Source organism: Streptomyces sp. NPDC030995 (assembly GCF_055571215.1).
Genome location: NZ_JBVIFS010000003.1, coordinates 251,795 through 270,201, shown reverse-complemented (window position 1 = coordinate 270,201; position 18,407 = coordinate 251,795). Strand labels below are relative to the sequence as shown.

General features: G+C 72.7%; 16 protein-coding genes. 4 read left to right on the top strand and 12 right to left on the bottom strand.

Going from position 1 to position 18,407, the window contains the following annotated elements; genetic code table 11:
• Nucleotides 1–83 precede the first annotated feature (83 nt).
• Nucleotides 84–1,271: a serine/threonine-protein kinase gene (locus tag ACZ45T_RS07455; protein ID WP_468438405.1), complete on the top strand. Its 1,188-nt coding sequence runs from the start codon at nt 84–86 to the stop codon at nt 1,269–1,271.
• A 53-nt stretch (nt 1,272–1,324) separates the two neighbouring features.
• Here the strand turns inward: ACZ45T_RS07455 and ACZ45T_RS07450 are convergent, their stop codons facing one another.
• From ACZ45T_RS07450 to ACZ45T_RS07415, 8 genes are all read right to left on the bottom strand, one after another.
• A complete protein-coding gene (locus ACZ45T_RS07450) occupies nt 1,325–2,146 on the bottom strand; it encodes a TrmH family RNA methyltransferase (RefSeq protein ID WP_468438404.1) in 822 nt (273 codons plus the stop codon).
• A 42-nt stretch (nt 2,147–2,188) separates the two neighbouring features.
• Entirely contained in the window at nt 2,189–3,424 is a 1,236-nt protein-coding gene (gene cobA, locus ACZ45T_RS07445; RefSeq protein WP_468438402.1) for a uroporphyrinogen-III C-methyltransferase, read from the bottom strand.
• 424 nt (nt 3,425–3,848) lie between these two features.
• Nucleotides 3,849–6,992 (bottom strand): nicotinate-nucleotide--dimethylbenzimidazole phosphoribosyltransferase, encoded by a 3,144-nt coding sequence (gene cobT, locus ACZ45T_RS07440; RefSeq protein ID WP_468438400.1) that lies wholly within the window; start codon nt 6,990–6,992, stop codon nt 3,849–3,851.
• A 276-nt stretch (nt 6,993–7,268) separates the two neighbouring features.
• Complete coding sequence (cbiE, locus tag ACZ45T_RS07435) at nt 7,269–8,483, bottom strand: precorrin-6y C5,15-methyltransferase (decarboxylating) subunit CbiE (RefSeq protein WP_468438399.1); 1,215 nt, start codon at nt 8,481–8,483, stop codon at nt 7,269–7,271.
• Between the two features lie 76 nt (nt 8,484–8,559).
• On the bottom strand, nt 8,560–9,249 hold the full coding sequence (locus tag ACZ45T_RS07430; RefSeq protein WP_468438397.1) for a GNAT family N-acetyltransferase: 690 nt from the start codon (nt 9,247–9,249) through the stop codon (nt 8,560–8,562).
• A 207-nt stretch (nt 9,250–9,456) separates the two neighbouring features.
• On the bottom strand, nt 9,457–10,317 hold the full coding sequence (locus ACZ45T_RS07425; RefSeq protein WP_468438395.1) for a MetQ/NlpA family ABC transporter substrate-binding protein: 861 nt from the start codon (nt 10,315–10,317) through the stop codon (nt 9,457–9,459).
• Between the two features lie 76 nt (nt 10,318–10,393).
• Nucleotides 10,394–11,080, bottom strand: a complete 687-nt coding sequence (locus ACZ45T_RS07420) for a methionine ABC transporter permease (RefSeq protein WP_468438393.1) — start codon at nt 11,078–11,080, stop codon at nt 10,394–10,396.
• Nucleotides 11,077–12,135 carry a methionine ABC transporter ATP-binding protein gene (locus ACZ45T_RS07415; protein WP_468438736.1) on the bottom strand — a complete coding sequence of 353 codons (1,059 nt, stop codon included), beginning with the start codon at nt 12,133–12,135 and terminating at the stop codon, nt 11,077–11,079. Before ACZ45T_RS07415 ends, ACZ45T_RS07420 begins: the two co-directional genes overlap by 4 nt.
• 579 nt (nt 12,136–12,714) lie before the next feature.
• Here ACZ45T_RS07415 and ACZ45T_RS07410 point away from each other — a divergent pair.
• Together ACZ45T_RS07410 and ACZ45T_RS07405 are read left to right on the top strand one after the other, a co-directional pair.
• Nucleotides 12,715–13,083, top strand: coding sequence for a hypothetical protein (locus ACZ45T_RS07410; protein WP_468438391.1), 369 nt, complete (start codon nt 12,715–12,717; stop codon nt 13,081–13,083).
• Nucleotides 13,076–13,498 carry a hypothetical protein gene (locus ACZ45T_RS07405; RefSeq protein WP_468438389.1) on the top strand — a complete coding sequence of 141 codons (423 nt, stop codon included), beginning with the start codon at nt 13,076–13,078 and terminating at the stop codon, nt 13,496–13,498. The genes ACZ45T_RS07410 and ACZ45T_RS07405 overlap by 8 nt, the downstream gene beginning before the upstream one ends.
• Nucleotides 13,499–13,528: 30 nt before the next feature.
• Here the strand turns inward: ACZ45T_RS07405 and ACZ45T_RS07400 are convergent, their stop codons facing one another.
• The 3 genes from ACZ45T_RS07400 to ACZ45T_RS07390 form a co-directional block, all read right to left on the bottom strand.
• Nucleotides 13,529–14,035 carry a GNAT family N-acetyltransferase gene (locus ACZ45T_RS07400; RefSeq protein WP_468438388.1) on the bottom strand — a complete coding sequence of 169 codons (507 nt, stop codon included), beginning with the start codon at nt 14,033–14,035 and terminating at the stop codon, nt 13,529–13,531.
• A gap of 37 nt (nt 14,036–14,072) precedes the next feature.
• Entirely contained in the window at nt 14,073–14,636 is a 564-nt protein-coding gene (locus ACZ45T_RS07395; RefSeq protein WP_468438734.1) for a sigma-70 family RNA polymerase sigma factor, read from the bottom strand.
• Between the two features lie 73 nt (nt 14,637–14,709).
• A complete protein-coding gene (locus tag ACZ45T_RS07390) occupies nt 14,710–15,897 on the bottom strand; it encodes a glycerophosphodiester phosphodiesterase (RefSeq protein WP_468438386.1) in 1,188 nt (395 codons plus the stop codon).
• Between the two features lie 325 nt (nt 15,898–16,222).
• On the opposite strand from ACZ45T_RS07390, the gene ACZ45T_RS07385 reads away from it, so the two are divergent.
• A complete protein-coding gene (locus tag ACZ45T_RS07385; RefSeq protein ID WP_327285580.1) occupies nt 16,223–16,852 on the top strand; it encodes a lysophospholipid acyltransferase family protein in 630 nt (209 codons plus the stop codon).
• A gap of 7 nt (nt 16,853–16,859) precedes the next feature.
• On the opposite strand, the gene ACZ45T_RS07380 is transcribed toward ACZ45T_RS07385, so the two are convergent.
• Nucleotides 16,860–18,347 (bottom strand): membrane-associated oxidoreductase, encoded by a 1,488-nt coding sequence (locus ACZ45T_RS07380; RefSeq protein ID WP_468438384.1) that lies wholly within the window; start codon nt 18,345–18,347, stop codon nt 16,860–16,862.
• Nucleotides 18,348–18,407 lie beyond the last annotated feature (60 nt).

Genomic DNA, 18,407 nt, shown 5'->3' with positions numbered 1-18,407 from the left:
CGAGGGCGCGGCCTCTGAGCGCGCATGCCGGATGGTCCGTAAGCTGTGCCAGGTCAACAGGACGACCGGTCAGCGGGGTGGACATGGCGATGATGCGGCTCCGGCGCGAGGACCCGCGTGTCGTCGGCTCGTTCAGACTGCACCGACGGCTCGGTGCCGGCGGCATGGGCGTGGTCTACCTGGGCTCGGACCGGCGCGGGCAGCGCGTCGCGCTCAAGGTCATCCGGCCGGATCTGGCCGAGGACCAGGAGTTCCGCTCGCGGTTCGCCCGCGAGGTGTCCGCCGCCCGGCGGATCCGCGGCGGGTGCACCGCACGCCTGGTGGCGGCTGACCTGGAGGCCGAACGGCCCTGGTTCGCCACCCAGTACGTGCCCGGGCCCTCGCTGCACGACAAGGTGGCCGAGGAGGGCCCCCTGACGGCCGCACAGATCGCCGCGATCGGCGCCGCGCTCTCCGAGGGTCTGGTCGCCGTGCACGAGGCGGGAGTCGTCCACCGGGACCTCAAGCCCTCGAACATCCTCCTGTCCCCCAAGGGCCCGCGGATCATCGACTTCGGGATCGCCTGGGCCACCGGCGCGAGCACCCTCACCCACGTGGGTACGGCGGTCGGCTCCCCCGGCTTCCTCGCGCCCGAGCAGGTGCGCGGCGCCGCCGTCACGCCGGCCACCGACGTCTTCGCCCTCGGCGCCACCCTGGCCTACGCGGCGACCGCCGACTCGCCCTTCGGGCACGGCAGTTCCGAGGTCATGCTGTACCGCGTGGTGCACGAGGAGCCCCACCTCCAGGGGGTCCCGGACGCGCTGGCGCCCCTCGTACAGGCCTGCCTGGCCAAGGACCCCGAGGAGCGGCCCAGCACGCTCCAGCTGTCGATGCGGCTCAAGGAGATCGCGGCCCGCGAGGCGCAGGGTCTCTCCGACGGGCGCCCGCCGGCGCAGCGGGCCCGCACCGAGCGGCCGACGGGGCGGCTGGCCGAGCCGTACACGGAGCGTCGTACGGGCGGCACCCCCGCGCCCCGGCCGCACGGGCAGGGCCAGGCGCCGCAGAGCGGACCGCACTCGCGGCCCTCGTCCCCGCGCAACCCGAGGGTCCCCGGTGGCCCGTCCTCGCGGCCGACGGCGGGGCGTACGGGCGGCCGCCCGGCACCCCGTACGACGGGGACGGGGCGGCGGCCTTCGCGGCCGGACCCGAAGCTGATGCGGCAGCGGCTGATCGTGTTCGTGGTGGTGACGCTGATCGTGGCGCTGGGCATCGCGGCGGCGCAGAAGCTCTGACAGGAGGAGGGGGGCGGACCCCGTGGGCCCGCCCCCCTCCTGTCCGCGCCCGGCTACTGCCCGGCTTCGCGGCCCTGGGCCACCGCGTAGAAGGCCACCGCGGCAGCGGCGCCCACGTTCAGCGAGTCCACACCGTGCGCCATGGGGATCCGTACCCACTCGTCGGCGGCGACCAGCGCCTGCGTGGACAGGCCGTCCCCCTCGGCGCCGAGCATCAGCGCGACCCGTTCCAGGGACTGCGGCGCGGCCACGTCGATCGGCGAGGCCTTCTGGTGCGGGGTGAGGGCGAGCAGCTTGAAGCCCGCCTCGCGCACCGAATCCAGGCTCTTGGGCCAGGCCTCCAGTCGGGCGTAGGGGACGGAGAACACCGCACCCATGGAGACCTTCACCGAGCGGCGGTAGAGCGGGTCCGCGCAGTCGGGCGACAGCAGCACCGCGTCCATGCCGAGGGCGGCGGCGCTGCGGAAGATGGCCCCGATGTTGGTGTGGTCGTTGACCGCTTCCATGATGACCACGCGGCGGGTCGTGGCGAGCAGTTCCTCCGCCGTGGGCAGCGGCTTGCGCTGCATGGAGGCGAGGGCCCCGCGGTGCACGTGGTAGCCGGTGACGCGTTCGGCGAGCTCGGGGCTGACGGCGTAGACCGGGGCCGGGAGTTCGTCGATGACGTCGCGCATGACGTCGACCCACTTGGCGGAGAGCAGCATCGAGCGCATCTCGTACCCGGCGTCCTTGGCACGTCTGATGACCTTCTCGCCCTCGGCGATGAAGAGGCCTTCCGCGGGCTCGCGCCTGCGCCGGAGTTCGACGTCGGTCAGGCCCGTGTAGTCGCGCAGGCGCGGGTCGTCGGGGTCTTCGATGGTGATGAGATCAGCCACAGGGTGATACTGCCTTGTCCTGGGTGCGAAGCCAACGGCCTGTCAGGCGCTGGTGGTGGGGGCGCTCGGGGAGCCGACGCGGACGACCTCGCCGATGACGATGACCGCGGGCGGGCGGATCTCCTCGGCGCGGACCGTCTCGCCGACCGTGGCGAGGGTGGCGTCCACCCGGCGCTGGGTGGCGGTGGTGCCCTCCTGGATGACCGCGACCGGTGTCTCGGGCGAGCGTCCGTGACGGACCAGCGCCTCGGCGATCAGGCCGATCTTGTCGACGCCCATGAGGATCACCAGGGTGCCGGTGAGCTTGGCGAGGGAGGCCCAGTCCACGAGCGAGCGCGGGTCGTCGGGCCCGACGTGCCCGCTGACCACGGTGAACTCGTGCGCCACACCCCGGTGTGTCACCGGGATGCCGGCGGCGCCGGGCACCGAGATGGAGCTGGAGATCCCCGGCACGACGGTGCACGGGATCCCCTCCTGCGCCAGCGCCTGGAGCTCCTCCATGCCACGGCCGAAGACGTACGGGTCCCCGCCCTTGAGCCGGACCACGGCCTTGCCGGCCTTGGCGTGCTCGATCAGGGCGTTGTTGATGGCCTCCTGGGCCATGAAACGGCCGTACGGGATCTTCGCGGCGTCGATGACCTCGACGTGCGGGGGGAGCTCGTCGAGCAGGTCGCGGGGGCCGAGCCGGTCGGCGATGACGACATCGGCCTCGGCGAGGAGGCGGCGGCCGCGCACGGTGATGAGGTCGGGGTCGCCGGGGCCGCCGCCGACGAGGGAGACGCCGGGGGTGGACTTGTGGCGGTGGGCCGGGGCGGCGAGGGTGCCGTCGCGCAGGCCCTCGACGATGGCGTCGCGGACGGCGGCGGAGCGGCGGGGGTCGTTGCCCGTCAGCACGGCGACGGTGACGCCCTCGATGCGGCCGGTGGCCGGGGTCCAGGCGGTGGCGGCGGAGGCGTCGTCGGCGCGCACGCACCAGACGCGCTCGCGCTCGGCCTCGGCGGAGGCGCGCTCGTTGGCCTCGCGGTTCTGGGTGGCGATGAGCGCGTACCAGGCGTCGGCGAGGTCGCCGTCCTCGTACCGGCGGCGCTCCCAGCGGATCTCGCCGGTCTCGGCCATCGCGTCCACCGACGGGGTGGCGGAGGGCGAGATCAGCAGCACATCGGCGCCGGCCGCGACGAGGGCGGGCAGGCGGCGCTGGGCGACCTGGCCGCCGCCGATGACGACGACGCGGCGACCGGCGAGTCGGAGACCGACGGGGTACGCGGGGTGTTCGGCCATGGCGGTGCGCTCCTGATGCGGCAGTCGTTCTGTCTTGCCGCTGCGGCTTTGGAGCGGCGGGGTGCGAGTGCGGTGCTGACGTGCGGTTTCTTGTGCGGGTCCACCATACGGCGCGGGCCGGTCCGTAGCGCGGACGGGGCTGCGCCCGCCCTCCCGGGGCTCCGCCCCGGACCCCGCGCCTCAAACGCCGGCGAGGCTGAATGGGCTCTGCCGTGGGGTGGGGACACTCCGGGACGTCCCCGCAGGTCGAGCGAACCCACCGCCGATCAGCGGGCCGGTCCGGCTCGGGGTTCGCGAGCCGAGGAGACGTCCCGGAGGGGCCCCACCCCACCCCGAAGCCACCCCCGCCCCCGGGGATCGGCCTCGGGGCCGGGACCCCGCCCGGGCGAAGGCGGCTTCCCGACCCGGGCCGGCCCGGTCCGGGCTACTTCTCCGTGACGCCCGCCGAGTCGAAGGTGGCGACCTCGTGCATCGCGCGGGCCGCGCTCTGGACCAGCGGGAGGGCCAGGAGGGCGCCCGTGCCCTCGCCGAGGCGGAGGTCCAGGTCGACCAGGGGGCGCAGGCCGAGCTTGTTCAGGGCCGCCACGTGGCCCGGCTCCGCGCTGCGGTGGCCCGCGATGCAGGCCGACAGGGACTCCGGGGCGATGGCGCGGGCCACCAGGGCGGCGGCTCCCGCGCTGACGCCGTCCAGGATCACCGGGGTGCGCAGCGACGCGCCGCCGAGCAGGAGGCCGACGATCGCCGCGTGCTCCAGGCCGCCGATGGCCGCCAGGACGCCGATCGGGTCCGCCGGGTCCGGCTGGTGGAGCTCCAGGGCGCGGCGCACGACCTCGACCTTGCGGGCGTGGGTCTCGTCGTTGATGCCCGTGCCGCGGCCGGTGACCTCCGCCGGGTCGACCCCGGTGAACACGGAGATGAGGGCCGCGGAGACCGTGGTGTTCGCGATGCCCATCTCGCCCGTGAGCAGGGCCTTGTTGCCCGCCGCGACCAGGTCGCGGGCCGTCTCGATGCCGACCTCGATCGCGGCGATCGCTTCCTCGCGGGTCATCGCGGGGCCGGTGGAGAGGTCGGCCGTGCCCGGGCGGACCTTGCGCGGCAGCAGGCCGGGGGTCGCGGGAAGGTCCCCCGCGACACCGACGTCGATCACGCAGACCTCGGCGCCCACCTGGTTGGCGAAGGCGTTGCAGACCGCTCCGCCGCCCAGGAAGTTGGCCACCATCTGGGTGGTGACCTCCTGCGGCCACGGGGTGACGCCCTGGGCGTGCACGCCGTGGTCACCGGCGAAGATCGCCACGGCCGCGGGCTCCGGGATCGGCGGCGGGCAGACCCGGGAGAGGCCGGCCAGCTGCGCGGAGATGATTTCGAGCATGCCCAGGGCCCCGGCGGGCTTGGTCATGCGCTTCTGCCGCTCCCACGCCTCGCCGAGCGCCTTCGCGTCGAGCGGGCGGATGCTGGCGACCGTCTCCGAGAGGAGGTCGTGCGGCTCCTCGCCGGGCAGCGCGCGGCGCCCGTACGTCTCCTCGTGGACGACCCACGAGAGCGGCCGGCGCTGGGACCAGCCGGCCTGGGCCAGCTCGGGCTCCTCCGGGAACTCGTCGACGTAGCCGACGCACAGGTACGCGACGACCTCCAGGTGCTCCGGCAGGCCCAGCTCGCGGACCATCTCGCGCTCGTCGAAGAAGCTGACCCAGCCGACGCCGAGGCCTTCGGCGCGCGCGGCGAGCCAGAGGTTCTCGACGGCGAGGGCCGAGGAGTACGGGGCCATCTGCGGCTGGGTGTGCCGGCCGAGGGTGTGGCGGCCGCCGCGGGTGGGGTCGGCGGTGACGACGATGTTCACCGGGGTGTCGAGGATGGCCTCGATCTTGAGTTCCTTGAACTGCTTGGCCCGGGCCTTGGGCAGCGAGTTGGCGTAGGCCTCGCGCTGGCGCTGGGCGAGCTCGTGCATCGTGCGGCGGGTCTCGCCGGAGCGGATGACGACGAAGTCCCAGGGCTGGGAGTGGCCGACGCTGGGCGCGGTGTGGGCCGCCTCCAGGACGCGGAGCAGCACCTCGTGCGGGATCGGGTCGGTACGGAAGCCCTTGCGGATGTCGCGGCGCTCGCGCATGACGCGCAGGACGGCCTCGCGCTCGGCGTCCGCGTAACCGGGGGCGGCCTCGCCCGCGGCGGCCTCGGCCGGGACGACTGCCTCGTCGCCCGCGGCGGGCTCGGCGGCGAGGAGCGGCTCGACCTGCTCGACCGGCTCGACCGCTTCGCCTGCGGCGGGCTCGGGCTGGGCGGCCGGAGCCGCCGCCTCGGGCTGTGCCTCGACCGGCTCGCCCGCGGCGGGCTCGGCGGGGACGAGCGGCTCGGGCTGCGGCGCGTCGCCCGCGGCGGGCCCGGTGGGACCGGCCGCCTCGGGCTGCGCCGGCTCGGCCGCCTGGGGCTGCGCCTCGGCGAGTACGGGCGTGACCGGTTCGGCCAGTGCCTCCGCGACGGGCTCGACCACCGGCTCCGCCACGACGGCCAGGGCTTCGGCCGGTACGGGCTCGACCGGCTCGGCCACCGGGAGCAGGGCCTCGGCGGCTACCGGCTCGGCGGGCGTCGGCTCGGAGAGAACCGGCTCGGAGAGAACCGGCTCGGCGGGAACCGGCAGGGGCTCGGCCGGGACCGGCTCGGGCTGCGCTTCGACGGCTACGGGCCCGGGTTCGGCGGGCTGGGCCGGCGGCTGTGCGGCGACGGCCACCGGCTCGGCCGGGAGCGGGGCGGGCTCCACCGGCAGGGCCACGGGCTCGGCCGGGAGCTCCACTGCCACCGGGGCCGCCGGGAGCGGCTCCGGCTCGGCCTGCGCCGCGGGGGCCTCCGGCGCGGGCTCCGGGGCGAAGTCCGGCTGCGGCTCCGGCTCGGGGGCCGGGGCGTCCTGCGCCACGGGCTGCGGCTGCTCCGCGAGCGGCGGTTCCGGGGTCCACGGGGCGCCGGCCTGCGGCGGGATCTCGGACAGCTGCGGGGCGGGGGCCGCCGGGATGTCCAGGTACTCGGGACCCGCGGTGGGCGGACCGGGCTGGCGCGCGGGTGCCGGCGCGGCGGCGGGGCCCCGGTCCGCGAGGGACCGTACGACTCCGCCGGTGGCCTCGGGCATGGGCGGGCCCATGTGCAGCGGGCGCCGGACGGGGGCCGCGGGGGCCACCGGGGCCGTGGGGGCGGCGGGCGGCGGGACGACGAGTCCGCCGAGGTCGAGCGCGCCGGAGTCACGGCCGCCCGCCTCGTGGGCGCCCGCGCCGTAGGAGGGGAACTCGGGGTACGCGGCCGGCTCGGTGTACACCGGGGCCTCGGGGTAGGCCTGCTCTGCGCCGTAGGCCGGGAAGGCGGGGGCCGGCGGGACGACCTGCGGGTCGCTCCACGCGCCCTGGCCGCTCGGCATCAGCAGCAGTTCCTCGTCCTCCGGCTCGGCCGGGTTGTCCATGAGGTCCTGGAAGGCGTAGCCAGCGGGAATCGGTGCCGGGATCTGGACCGGAGCGGGGATGCCCTGCTGATCCACCATGCCCGCGTTGTCCGGGAGACCCTCGCCCGGGACCTGGCCGGTGTCAGTCATGCTTACCCCTCGCCCATCGGTGTTGCCTCTTCGATCGCCCGGTCGCCCACAGGGCCGCCGGACGGAGTGTTCCTGCGGGGTTGGCGTGTGATGGAGTTCGCCTCGCATACGCCTTCACGACAACCAGTAAGCATTGTCGCGCCCGTTAGCCATCGTGGCGGCCATAACCGCCACGGTCCTCTGTGGACTGCGCCACGTCGCGCGTCCCGGCGGTGTCGCGATGCCCGAATCGTCCGAGGCAGTACGACGATCGGCCAGCCTACCCCCGGCCTCGAATCAGCGGGTCACGGGGCGTTCTGCCGCCAGGAGGAACACGACGGAACGGTCCTGTTCGGCCCAGGTGCGGGGGTCCAGGCCGACGGACTGGAGCAGTGCGCACTCGACGGCGTACCCGTGTTCGGTGAGTACCCTGCCGATGGCCTCGGCCTCGTCGCGCGTGGAGGCGTGGCTGACGATCCGTTCGGGGCGGCGGTCGGCGACGGCCGCGACGACCGCGGCTCCCCCGCCGCCGACGCGGACGACGTCGGGCTCGGGCAGGTCCTCCAGTACGTGCGGTGCGCGTCCGGCGACGACCTGGAGCTGTACTCCTCGCTTGCGGGCGGCGGCAGTTACGCGGGCGCAGGCGTCCGGGTCGGCGTCCACCGCGATGACGGCGGCGCCGAGGGCGGCGGCGTCCACGGCCACGCCGCCGGAGCCGGCGCCGATGTCCCAGACGAGGTCGCCGGTGCGCGGACCGAGGCGGGCGAGCTGGGCCGCCCGGAGCTGCGCCGACTCCCCCTCCCCTGCGCCGGCGCCGGTGTCGGCCTGCGGCCGGGCCCAGCCGCGGTCGGCCGAGTGGGCGGCGCTCTGGCCGAGGAGCCAGCCGGGGTCGGCGGCGGGGGCCTGTCCCGCGCCGCCGATGACGATGACGACGTTCGGGTCGCGCCAGCTGTGGTCGGCCGCCTTGTCGGAGGTGAGGACGCTCACCTGTTCGCGGTCCGTGCCGAGTTCCTCGCAGATGACGAAGGTGCGGTGGATCCCGCCGAGGAGCAGTGCGAGTTCGGCGGGGCCGGCGCCGGGCGAGGTGAGGACGGCGACCTTGGCGTGGGCACGGCAGACGTTGACGGCGCGGCGCAGGGTGCGGGGGTGGGCGACGACGACCTGGGCGTCGTCCCAGGGCATGCCGGCGCGGGCGAAGGCGGCGGCGACGGAGGAGACGGCCGGGACGACCTCGACCTCCAGGCCGTGCTCGGGGGCGCGCAGGGTGCGTACGACGCCGAAGAAGCCGGGGTCCCCGTCGGCGAAGACGACCGCGGTGCCGCGGTGGCCGGCGATGCGGCGGGCGGCGAGGCCGACGCTGCCGAGGCGGATGCGTTCGGCGGCGGGCGGGACTTCGGGGAGGGCGAGGTGGTGGGCGGCGCCGGCCACCAGGGTGGCGGCGGAGAGCGCTGACCGGGCGGCCGCGGTCAGGGGCGAACCGTCCCAGCCGATCACCGTGACCCGGTCGGCCATCGTCGTCAGTCTCCTGGTGTGGGGGGCGAAGCTTCGTCGAGGGGGTCGGGCACGGTGAGACTACCCGGTCATCGGTTCAGGACCAGTCGGCGCCGACGGCGTAGCCGTTCGCGTCGGCCGGGTGCCCGAAGCCGCTGCTGCCGGCGTAGTTGTCGTACCCGTCGTAGCCGTCGTACCCGTCGCCGTCGTCGAGGTCCTCGGGGACGAGGCTCCAGACGATGAGGTCGGTGCGGGTGTCGGTCCAGCCGCCGTCGGCCGTCTGCGTGCGCACTATCCACGCGTTGCGCAGGACGCCTTCGCTGATGCAGCCGATCTTCTGGGCGACCTGCTGGGAGGCGGTGTTGTCGGCGGCGGTGCGCAGTTCGAGGCGCTCGAAGCCCTGGTCGCGGAAGAGCCACTGGGCGACGGCGAGGACGGACTCGCTGGCGTAGCCCTCGCCGCGTGCCCAGGGGGCGGTGACGTAGCCGACCTCGGTGGCGCGGGTGCGCCAGTTGGTGTTCTGGAGGTGGACGATGCCGACGAGGCGCTGGGTGAGGAACTCGGTGACGGCGAAGACGATTCCGCGGCCCTCGGTGCGTTCGGCGTGGGAGTGCCGGGTGGCGAATCCGTGGGCGTCGGCCTGGGTGTAGGGGTGCGGCACGGAGGTCCAGGCGGTGACGTTCTCGTCGTTCATCATCTCGGTGAGCGCGGTGACGTCCTCTTCCTCGAAGGAGCGCAGCACCAGCCGGTCCGTGCTGATGGTGACGTCCGGGAAGGTGGTAGTCATGCGCAGCTCCATGCCGTTGCTGGACTGTTTGCGTGGGTCTTAGGCCACAGCATGCAGCATGGGCCGCGGGAAGCGCATGGCCGGGTTGCCCGGAACCGGGCAGAGTTAGGGCCTGCCTCTTGGACCATGCCGGGCGCATGGTCCAAGAGGCAGGCCCTGAGCCCCGCACGCCTGTGGAGGGGTGCGGGGCCGGAAATCAGCCGTGGGTCAGGACTTCGGGGCGCCGAAGGCCGGGATGACCGAGCCCTGGTACTTGTCCTCGATGAACTTCTTGACCTCGTCGGAGTTCAGGAGCTTGGCGAGCTTCTGGATCCGCGGGTCGTTCTCGTTGCCCTTCTTCACGGCGAGGAAGTTGGCGTACGGGTTGCCCTCGGCCTTCTCCAGCGCCAGGGCGTCCGTGGCGGGCTTGAGGTCGGCCTCGATGGCGTAGTTGCCGTTGATCACGGCCGCGTCGACGTCGGACAGGGCGCGGGGCAGCGTGGCGGCCTCCAGCTCCTTGAACTTCAGGCCCTTGGCGTCGGCGATGTCGGACAGCTTGGCGGTGGCGCCCACGCCGTCCTTGAGGGTGATCAGACCGTTGTTCGCGAGCAGGTGCAGCGCGCGGCCCTCGTTGGTGTTGTCGTTGGGGACGGCGATGGTCTGGCCGGACTTGATGTCCGCCAGGCCCTTGACCTTCTTGGAGTAGAGGCCGAGCGGCTCCAAGTGCACGTTGACGACCGGCGCGATGGTGGTGCCGTTCTTCGCGTTGAAGTCGTCGAGGTACGGCTTGTGCTGGAAGTAGTTGGCGTCGACCTGGCCGTCCTGGGTGGCCTTGTTCGGCAGGACGTAGTCGGTGAACTCCTTGACGTCCAGCTTGAGCCCCTCCTTTGCCGCCAGGTTGTCCTTGACGAACTTGAGGATGTCCGCGTGCGGAGTGGGGGACGCCGCCACGACGAGCGCGGCGTTGGTGTCGGTCGTGCCGTCGGCCTTCTTGGCGGCCGGGTCGGAGGAGCTGCCGCAGGCGGTGAGGCCCAGGGCGAGCGCGGCGGATGCGGCGGCGACAGCGGTGACCTTGATGTTCTTGCGCACGAAGAGTGCCTCTTTCTTGGTGGTGCGGACTACGCCCGAGCACGACAAGTGCGGGCTATGGGGGGAGAAAGTCTGTTCAGGCCGCCCGGCCGCGGCGCGCGAGGAGTCGTACCGCGCCGTCGCCGATCAGCTGGATGGCGGTGACCATCGCGACCAGCACGACCACCGTGGCGAGCATGAAGTCGCCTTCGAAGCGCTGGTAGCCGTAGGTGACGGCCAGGGTGCCGAGTCCGCCGCCGCCGACCGCGCCGGCCAGGGCCGAGTAGCCGATGAGGGCGATGACGGTAGTGGTGAGGCCGGAGATCAGCGAGGGCAGGGCCTGCGGCAACAGCACCTTCCACACGATGGTGGGGATGCCGCCGCCCATCGCCTGGGCGGCCTCGACCAGACCGTGGTCCACTTCGCGGACGGAGGTCTCGACCAAACGGGCGAAGAAGGGGATGGCGCCGACGGAGAGTGGCACGATCATCGCGGTGGGCCCGATGTAGGTGGGTATCGGGGTCAGGACCCCGATCACCCACGTGGTGACCGGAATCATCCAGATCAGCAGGATGATGAACGGCATCGAGCGGCCGATGTTCACGATCTGGCCGACGACCTTGTTGACGGGACGGTTCTGCAGCAGTCCGCCCTTGTCGGTCAGGACCAGCAGAACGCCGAGCGGCAGTCCGCCGATGAGGGTGACCACGGTGGCCCACAGGACCATGTAGAAGGTGTCGTACGTGCCCTGGGTGAGCAGGGGCTGCATCTCGGACCAGGTCACTTGGCACCATCCTTGACCAGTGCGGCCAGTTCGTCGTCGATCGCGTCGATCTCGTCGTCGACGACGTCGACCTGGAGGCCCTGCTCGCGCAGGAAGCCGACCGGCACGACGTTGTCCTCGTAGCGGCCGGGCAGCTCGATGCGCATCCGGCCGATCTGCCGGCCGGCGACGGTGTCCATCGCGGCGCCGAGGATCGAGATGTCGATGTTGTACGTGCGCGCGAGCTGCGAGATGACCGGCCGGACGGCGGCTTCTCCGTGGAAGGTGACGTCGACGACCGTGCGGTCGGGGCCGGTGGCGGCGCCGGTGACCGGGAAGAGTTCACCGGCGAGCTCGGAGCCCGGGGTGGCGAGCAGCTCGGCGACGGTGCCGGACTCGATGATCCGCCCGTTCTTCATCAGCGCGGCCGAGTCGCAGACGGTCTTGACCACGTCCATCTCGTGCGTGATGAGCAGCACGGTGAGGCCGAGCTGCCGGTTCAGGTCGCGCAGCAGCGTGAGGATGGAGCGGGTGGTTTCGGGGTCCAGCGCGCTGGTGGCCTCGTCGGAGAGCAGCACCTTGGGGTCGCCGGCCAGGGCGCGGGCGATGCCGACTCGCTGCTTCTGGCCGCCGGAGAGCTGGGTGGGGTAGGCCTTGGCCTTGTCGGCGAGGCCGACGAGGTCGAGGAGTTCGAGCGCCTTGCGGGAGCGCTCGCGGCCGGAGACCCCGAGGATCTCCAGGGGCAGCTCGACGTTGCCCTGCACGGTGCGCGAGGACAGCAGGTTGAAGTGCTGGAAGACCATGCCGATGCGGCTGCGGGCCTCGCGGAGCTCCTTGCCGGCGCGGCGGCCGCGGCCGGCGAGCGCGGTGAGGTCGACTCCGTCGACGCTCACGGTGCCGGTGGTGGGGCGCTCCAGCAGGTTCACGCAGCGGATCAGGGAGGATTTGCCTGCGCCGCTCTGGCCGATGACTCCGTAGACCTCGCCCTCGCGGACGTGGAGATCGACTCCGTCCAGGGCGGTGACCTCGCGGCCACGGGACTGGTAGACCTTCGTGAGGCCCGATGTGGTGATCACAGGAATTCCGTCGCTGTCGAGTGCACGGCGCAGCGGGGTGCCGGGCACGGGGCAAACATCTGGGGACGCGATACGGGACGAACCGTCAGAAAACGATGGCGTCGACGCGTGCGCGGGGCAGGAACGAGCCGTGCTGTTCATCAGCGGGTGACGCGCCGGCGCGGCTGGTCTCGCTTCGGGGCGCGAGGCTCAGGAAGGGGCCCTCAGAAGGCGCACATTCGACACATACAACGAGCACCGGGCGTCATCGTCGCCTCGGTCGCAAGGGTGCGGCTGCTCGTCGTGGTCATGGGCCCCAGTAAACCAGACGCATCCCGTCACCGATCCACGATGTCCGGATAGCGGACACATTCCGGCCACATACCGGACCGGGCCGTTCCGCACGGGCCGTCCGGCCCGCCCGCCGCTCCCCCGGCACTGACCTGCGCCGACACGGCCCGCAGGGCCCGCACCGGGCCCCTGCGACGGTGTCCGCCGACGGGGTCCGCTGTGGTCAAGACCACTGTCCGCCGACGGGCCGCGCGACCCGTGGAGCGGGGCGCCCGCATCGGGTCTTTCGGCCCGTAATACCCTCGCTGCATGCTCGACGCCCTGACGGTGGCCATCGGTGTGGCCGCACTCGCCCTCGCCGCCTGGTGCGGCCACGCCGCGTGGCGGGACCAGCCGACCAAGGACTGGCACTTCATCGGCATGGCCGTCGTGACCGTGCTGGTCCTGGCCCAGCTGGCGACCGGCCTGGTCCAGCTGGCCCGGGGCGAGAAGGCCGACGAGGGCACGGTGATCTTCGTGGCCTATCTGGTGGGCGCCTTCGCCGCGGTACCGGCCGCCGGGATGCTCTCGCTGACCGAGCGGACCAAGTGGGGTTCGGTGACGGTGGCCGCGGGCGCGGTCGTCCTCGCCGTCCTCGAAGTACGGCTCTACGACATCTGGGGAACCACCGGTGCCTGACGCGCAGACGACGACCGCCACCCCCGCCGGGCGCACGAGGCTGGTCTCCGGGCCGGGGCTGCTGCTGGTGTGGCTGTACGGGGTAATGGTGGTGGGCGCGGTCTCCCGCTCGGCCTACCAGATCTCCACCGAGTTCGACCGGGCGCCGCTGGCGTACTCGCTGTCGGCCGCGGCGGCGCTCGCCTACGCCTTCATCACGTACTCGCTGGTGCGCGGCGGGGAGCGGGCCCGCAAGGCGGCGCTGATCTGCTGCGCCGCCGAGCTGACCGGCGTACTGGTCGTGGGCGCCTGGACCCTGGTGCGGCCCGAGGCCTTCCCCGACGCGACCGTGTGGTCGCAATTCGGGATGGGCTACCTGTTCATCCCGGTGATCCTGCCGATCACCGGGATGCTCTGGCTGCGCGCCAAGCGCTAGGCGCCAGGCGCCGCAGGCTGGTTCCGAACGCTAGGCGCTGACGGCGAATTCCGTCGGGTCGCCGGCTTCCTTCTCCAGGATCACCAGCTGCATGCCGTCGGAGGCCGTGCGGCCGCCGACCTTGACGTAGCCGCACTTGCGGTAGAGGCGCAGGTTCGACTCGCTCTTGTGCCCGGTGTGCAGGCGGAAGCGGGTGGTGGTGCCGGGGCTCGCGAGGGCCTCCTCGACCGCGCGCAGCAGGCGCGCGCCCAGCCCGTGACCCTGCAGGCGCGGGTGGACGCAGAGCTTGGCGATCTTGCCGGTGCCGTCCTCGTCGACGCTGCCGCGCACGGCGCCGACGACCTCGTCGCCGAGCCGGGCCACGAGGACGGTGTCCTTCGCCAGCTCCGCCTTCAGGGAGTCCAGGGACTGGGTGAGCGGCTGGATGAGGTAGTTGCCGTACAGCTCGGCCTCACGCTGGAAGGCCAGGTACTGCAGTTTGAAGATCTGCTCCGCGTCCTCGGCAGCCGCCGCCGTAATGGTCACGCTCATGCCCATGTGCGCATGCCTCCAGCTCACCTGGTAGCCCGATGGTCTACCGCTCCTTTCCCCGCAGGCCAGGAGCCGCAACCTCTGCAGCCAGCATTCTGCGCAGACATCCCAGGCAGCGGGAACGCACGGGCCCCAAACTTCCTTGTGAGATACCCAACTCTCCTGCGATTTCACGGTAAGTGAGGTCTCTGGGCGAAAGAAGTGCCTTCATGAGCTCGGGGCAGCGGCCGGGCAACCGGGCGACCGCCGATCGGAGTGCGCGGTTCTCCTCACCGTGCATGAGGGCGTCTTCCGGTTCGGCTCCCCCGGCCGCGCCGGCCGGCGGACCGCCGTCCGCATGGTGGTGGCGGTTGCCGTACGGGATCTCCCGGCGGGCGCGGCGCCGCGCGAGGCGGGCCTCCGCCCGTACCGCCCGGCGCAGCCAGCGCGCCGGCTCCGCCGGGTCCGCGGGGTCGGGGGCGCGCCGGCCGCTCTCCAGCAGCCTGATCCAGACGGCCTGTTCCAGGTCGGCCGGGTCCACTCCGGTGCCCGGGGCCTCCGCGGCGGCCTCGGCGGAGAGCAGCGGTGCCAGTTCGTTCACGAGCTCGGGGTCCTTCAACAGGTCCATGCCGGGCGGGACGTGTGGGCCGTGCCGCGCGGTTTCCGCGCCGGGCACGGCCCACTCGTACGGGAAGGCGCGCTCAGCGGTTGACGGGGCGGCGGCCCGGGCGGAAGGCCTCCGCCGCGAGCAGTCCGGTGTCCGGGTTGTCGGTGAAGATCCCGTCGATGCCCTGTTCGAAGTAGGTCTTGAAGGCGGCGAAGGCGTCCCCGTACGCGGCCGGGTCCGTGCCCTTGCGGAAATCGGCCGGCAGGAAGCTGTTCTCGTTGCGCGCGGTGTAGGGGTGCAGCAGCAGCCCCTGGGCGTGGGCGTCGCGCACCAGGGTGGTCGGGGCGCCGAGCTTGCCGGCCGCGTCGCGCGGGAGGATCAGGTCCATGGTCGGGCCGATGCCCTGGGCGAAGCCGGCGATCCACTTCAGGCCCTCGGGCTTGACCAGGTCCGCGACGGTACGCGGGTCCTTGGCCTGTTCGAAGTCCCAGGGGCGGGTGCCCGCCGCGGAGAGCAGTACCACGCGGGGCGCGGAGACCAGCCGGGAGAGCCGCTGGATGCTGGAGGGCTCGAAGGACTGGAGGAAGACGGCCGCGTCGCGGTGGTCGCGTCCGTAGCGGCGCAGCAGCTTGGCGAGGGGCTCCTCCAGGCCGAGGCCGAGGCCGCGGAAGTAGCTGGGGTGCTTGGTCTCCACGTGCAGCCAGACCTGCTTGTCGCGCCGGCGGCTCTCCCGGTTGGCCCAGCGCAGGACCTCCTCGAAGGTGGGCACCGCCCACTGGCCGTCGTAGAGGGTGTTCCGCTGACGGACGGCGGGGATACGTTCCTTCGCGCGCAGGGTCTTCAGCTCGGCGAGGGTGAAGTCCTCGGTGAACCACCCCGTCACGGAGACCCCGTCGACGGACTTGGTGGTGCGCCGGGAGGCGAACTCGGGGTGGTCGGCGACATCGGTGGTGCCGCCGATCTCGTTCTCGTGGCGGCACACCAGGTGGCCGTCCCGGGTCGGGACGAGGTCCTGCTCGATGACGTCGGCGCCCAGGTCGAGGGCGAGCTGGTAGGAACCGAGGGTGTGCTCCGGCCGGTAGCCGCTCGCCCCGCGGTGGCCGATGACCGTCGGGTAGGGGAGGTCCCGGAAGCCCCCGTCGTGACCCCCGTCGCCGTGCCCGCCGCCGCTCGCGGCGGGTGCGGCGGATGCGGATCCCGCCGCGAGTCCGGTGATTCCGGTCCCCGCCGCCAGGACGGCCGCCCCCAGGACCGTGCGCCGCGCTGCCCCACCCTGCGTCATGAGTGCCACTCCTCGTTCGATATGGGGCCTGCGGCTCCGGGAACTCTGATGTCCCGGGGTCTCACGGCCCGCGATCGGCGTGCCGATGGTAGGCAAGCGGCGGTGGCCGAGGGGCGTGCGGCGACGGCACATCCGGGGAACTTGGCGGAAACGTGCGTCAACACTGCGTATCCGACACGTGAACCCGATGTGCGCTCGGACCTGACCCGCGAGTATCGTCCTCACCTGCACTACCGCCGTGTGGTGGTCGCGCGAACCGCTTTTCGATGCCGGAGGGCCCACGTTGTTCCGTACGAAGCTCATCAAAGCCACTGTCGGACCGGTCATGCGCATGATGTTCCGCACCCGTGTGGAGGGCATCGAGAACATCCCCGGCACCGGACCGGTGATTCTGGCGGGCAACCACCTCACCTTCATCGACTCCATGATCCTTCCGCTGGTGTGCGACCGGACGGTCCACTTCATCGGCAAGGACGAGTACGTGACGGGCAAGGGCATCAAGGGCCGCGCGATGGCCTGGTTCTTCACCGGCTCCGGCATGATCCCCGTCGACCGTGACGGCGCCAACGGCGGGGTCGCTGCCCTGATGACCGGTCGCCGGATCCTCGAAGAGGGGAAGATCTTCGGCATCTACCCCGAGGGCACCCGCTCCCCCGACGGCCGGCTCTACCGCGGCCGCACCGGCATCGCCCGCCTGACCCTGATGACCGGCGCCCCCGTGGTCCCGTTCGCGATGATCGGCACCGACAAGCTCCAGCCCGGCGGCGCCGGCATGCCGCGCCCGGGCCGGGTCACCGTCCGCTTCGGCGAGCCGATGGAGTTCTCCCGCTACGAGGGCATGGACCGCGACCGGTACGTGCTGCGCGCCGTCACCGACTCGGTGATGGCCGAGGTCATGCGGCTCTCGGGCCAGGAGTACGTGGACATGTACGCCACCAAGGCCAAGGCGGCCTGAGCCCGCTTCACTGCCGCTGGAGTGACCGGCTGACGCCCGCCAGCGTGGTCGTGGCGAGGATCCAGCCGGTCACGATCAGCAGGTACGACAGCCACTGGTGCCAGCCGCTGGGCGCGAAGGCCTGCTCCTGGCCGAATCCGATGATCGGCAGCATCAGGTCGAGCGTGTAGAAGACCGGGTTGAAGTCCGGCGCCTCCCCCACCTTGATCGGGCGGGGCGGCCGCATGCCGTACGCGATCCACCCCGTCAGCAGGAGCGCGAGCAGCCAGCCCGCCGCGCGCAGCGGCCGGAAGCCGTACCCGACGGTGACGTCCTGGAGCAGCCCCCAGACACGGGCGTGCCGGGGCTGGGTGCGGCGGTGTCGGCGCAGTTTGGCGAGCTGGACGGTGCGGGCGGCGGCCTCGTCGCCCGCCGTCCGGTAGGCCGCGGCGAGCTGTTCGTAGGCGTACGGGAGGTAGCCCGACTCCTCGCGCTCCAGGGCGGGCAGCCGCTCCTCGGCGGACAGGTGCGGGACGAGGCTGCGGTAGGTGAGCCCGTCGATGCGTATCTGCTCCGGCCAGGTCTCGGGCGGCATGTGCAGCATGTCGAACTGGGAGCGCCGCAGGTTCACCCCGCCCTGGATCGTCTCGCAGGACCTCAGCCACACCTCGCCGATGACGCAGCTGGAGGCGCGCAGGGCGACCCCGCCGGGGTTCACGAAGCGTGCGTAGGCGAGGTTGAGCTGGCCCGGAATGCGGGAGCCCGTGAGGTTGACCCGGCCGTGCAGCTGCGCGTGCATGGCCCGTACGTCGGTGCCGACGGTGAGGGTCTCGGCGTGCAGGGCGGTGCCGCCGGGGGCGAGCAGCCTGGCGCCGTCCAGGTTGAGCTGGCCGGCGACGGTGGTGCCGTTGATCCGGGTCTGACCGTGGACGGTCAGTTCCATGGCGATGACGTCGGTGCCGATGTCGGCGTGGCTGACCTGGAGCGGGGGCTCCGGGGTCTCTGCCGGGGGCTCGTCGCCGGTGGGAGGCGTGCCGATGACCGCACGGCGCAGGAAGAGGCCGCCGGCGATCCGGGCCCCGGCGAGCCGGACCGGCCCGGTGATGCGGCAGCAGGACAGCTTGAGCGCGACGTCGACGCTGACGGAGTTGGCGGTCAGCCCGGGAAGCGTCGAGTCGTTGACCACGAAGTACCGCAACTGGGCCCCGTAGAGCAGGGGTTTGCGCTCGAACCAGCAGGCGCGCAGCCGGATCGGGTGCTCGACGACGGCGTACCTGAGGTTCAGCTTGCCGGTGATCCGGGCGCCCCGGATGTTGAGCCCGGCGACCTGCCCCCCGACATTGGGCCCGTTCAGCAGCAGGGCGGTGAGCACATCGGCGCGCACGGTCCGCTCGGGGCCCCAGGTCTCGCCCGTGTCTCCGGTCTCGTCGGCGTGTTCGCGAAAGTCGACGCCCTCACCGCGCGGGAAGGCCTCCCATACGCGGAGCTCCGCCGGGGTCAGGTCGTTGATCTCCATCGCCGGGATGGTGTCCCGCGGTTCGACGAACTGTCAACTCCGCCCGGGACACCCTCCCCT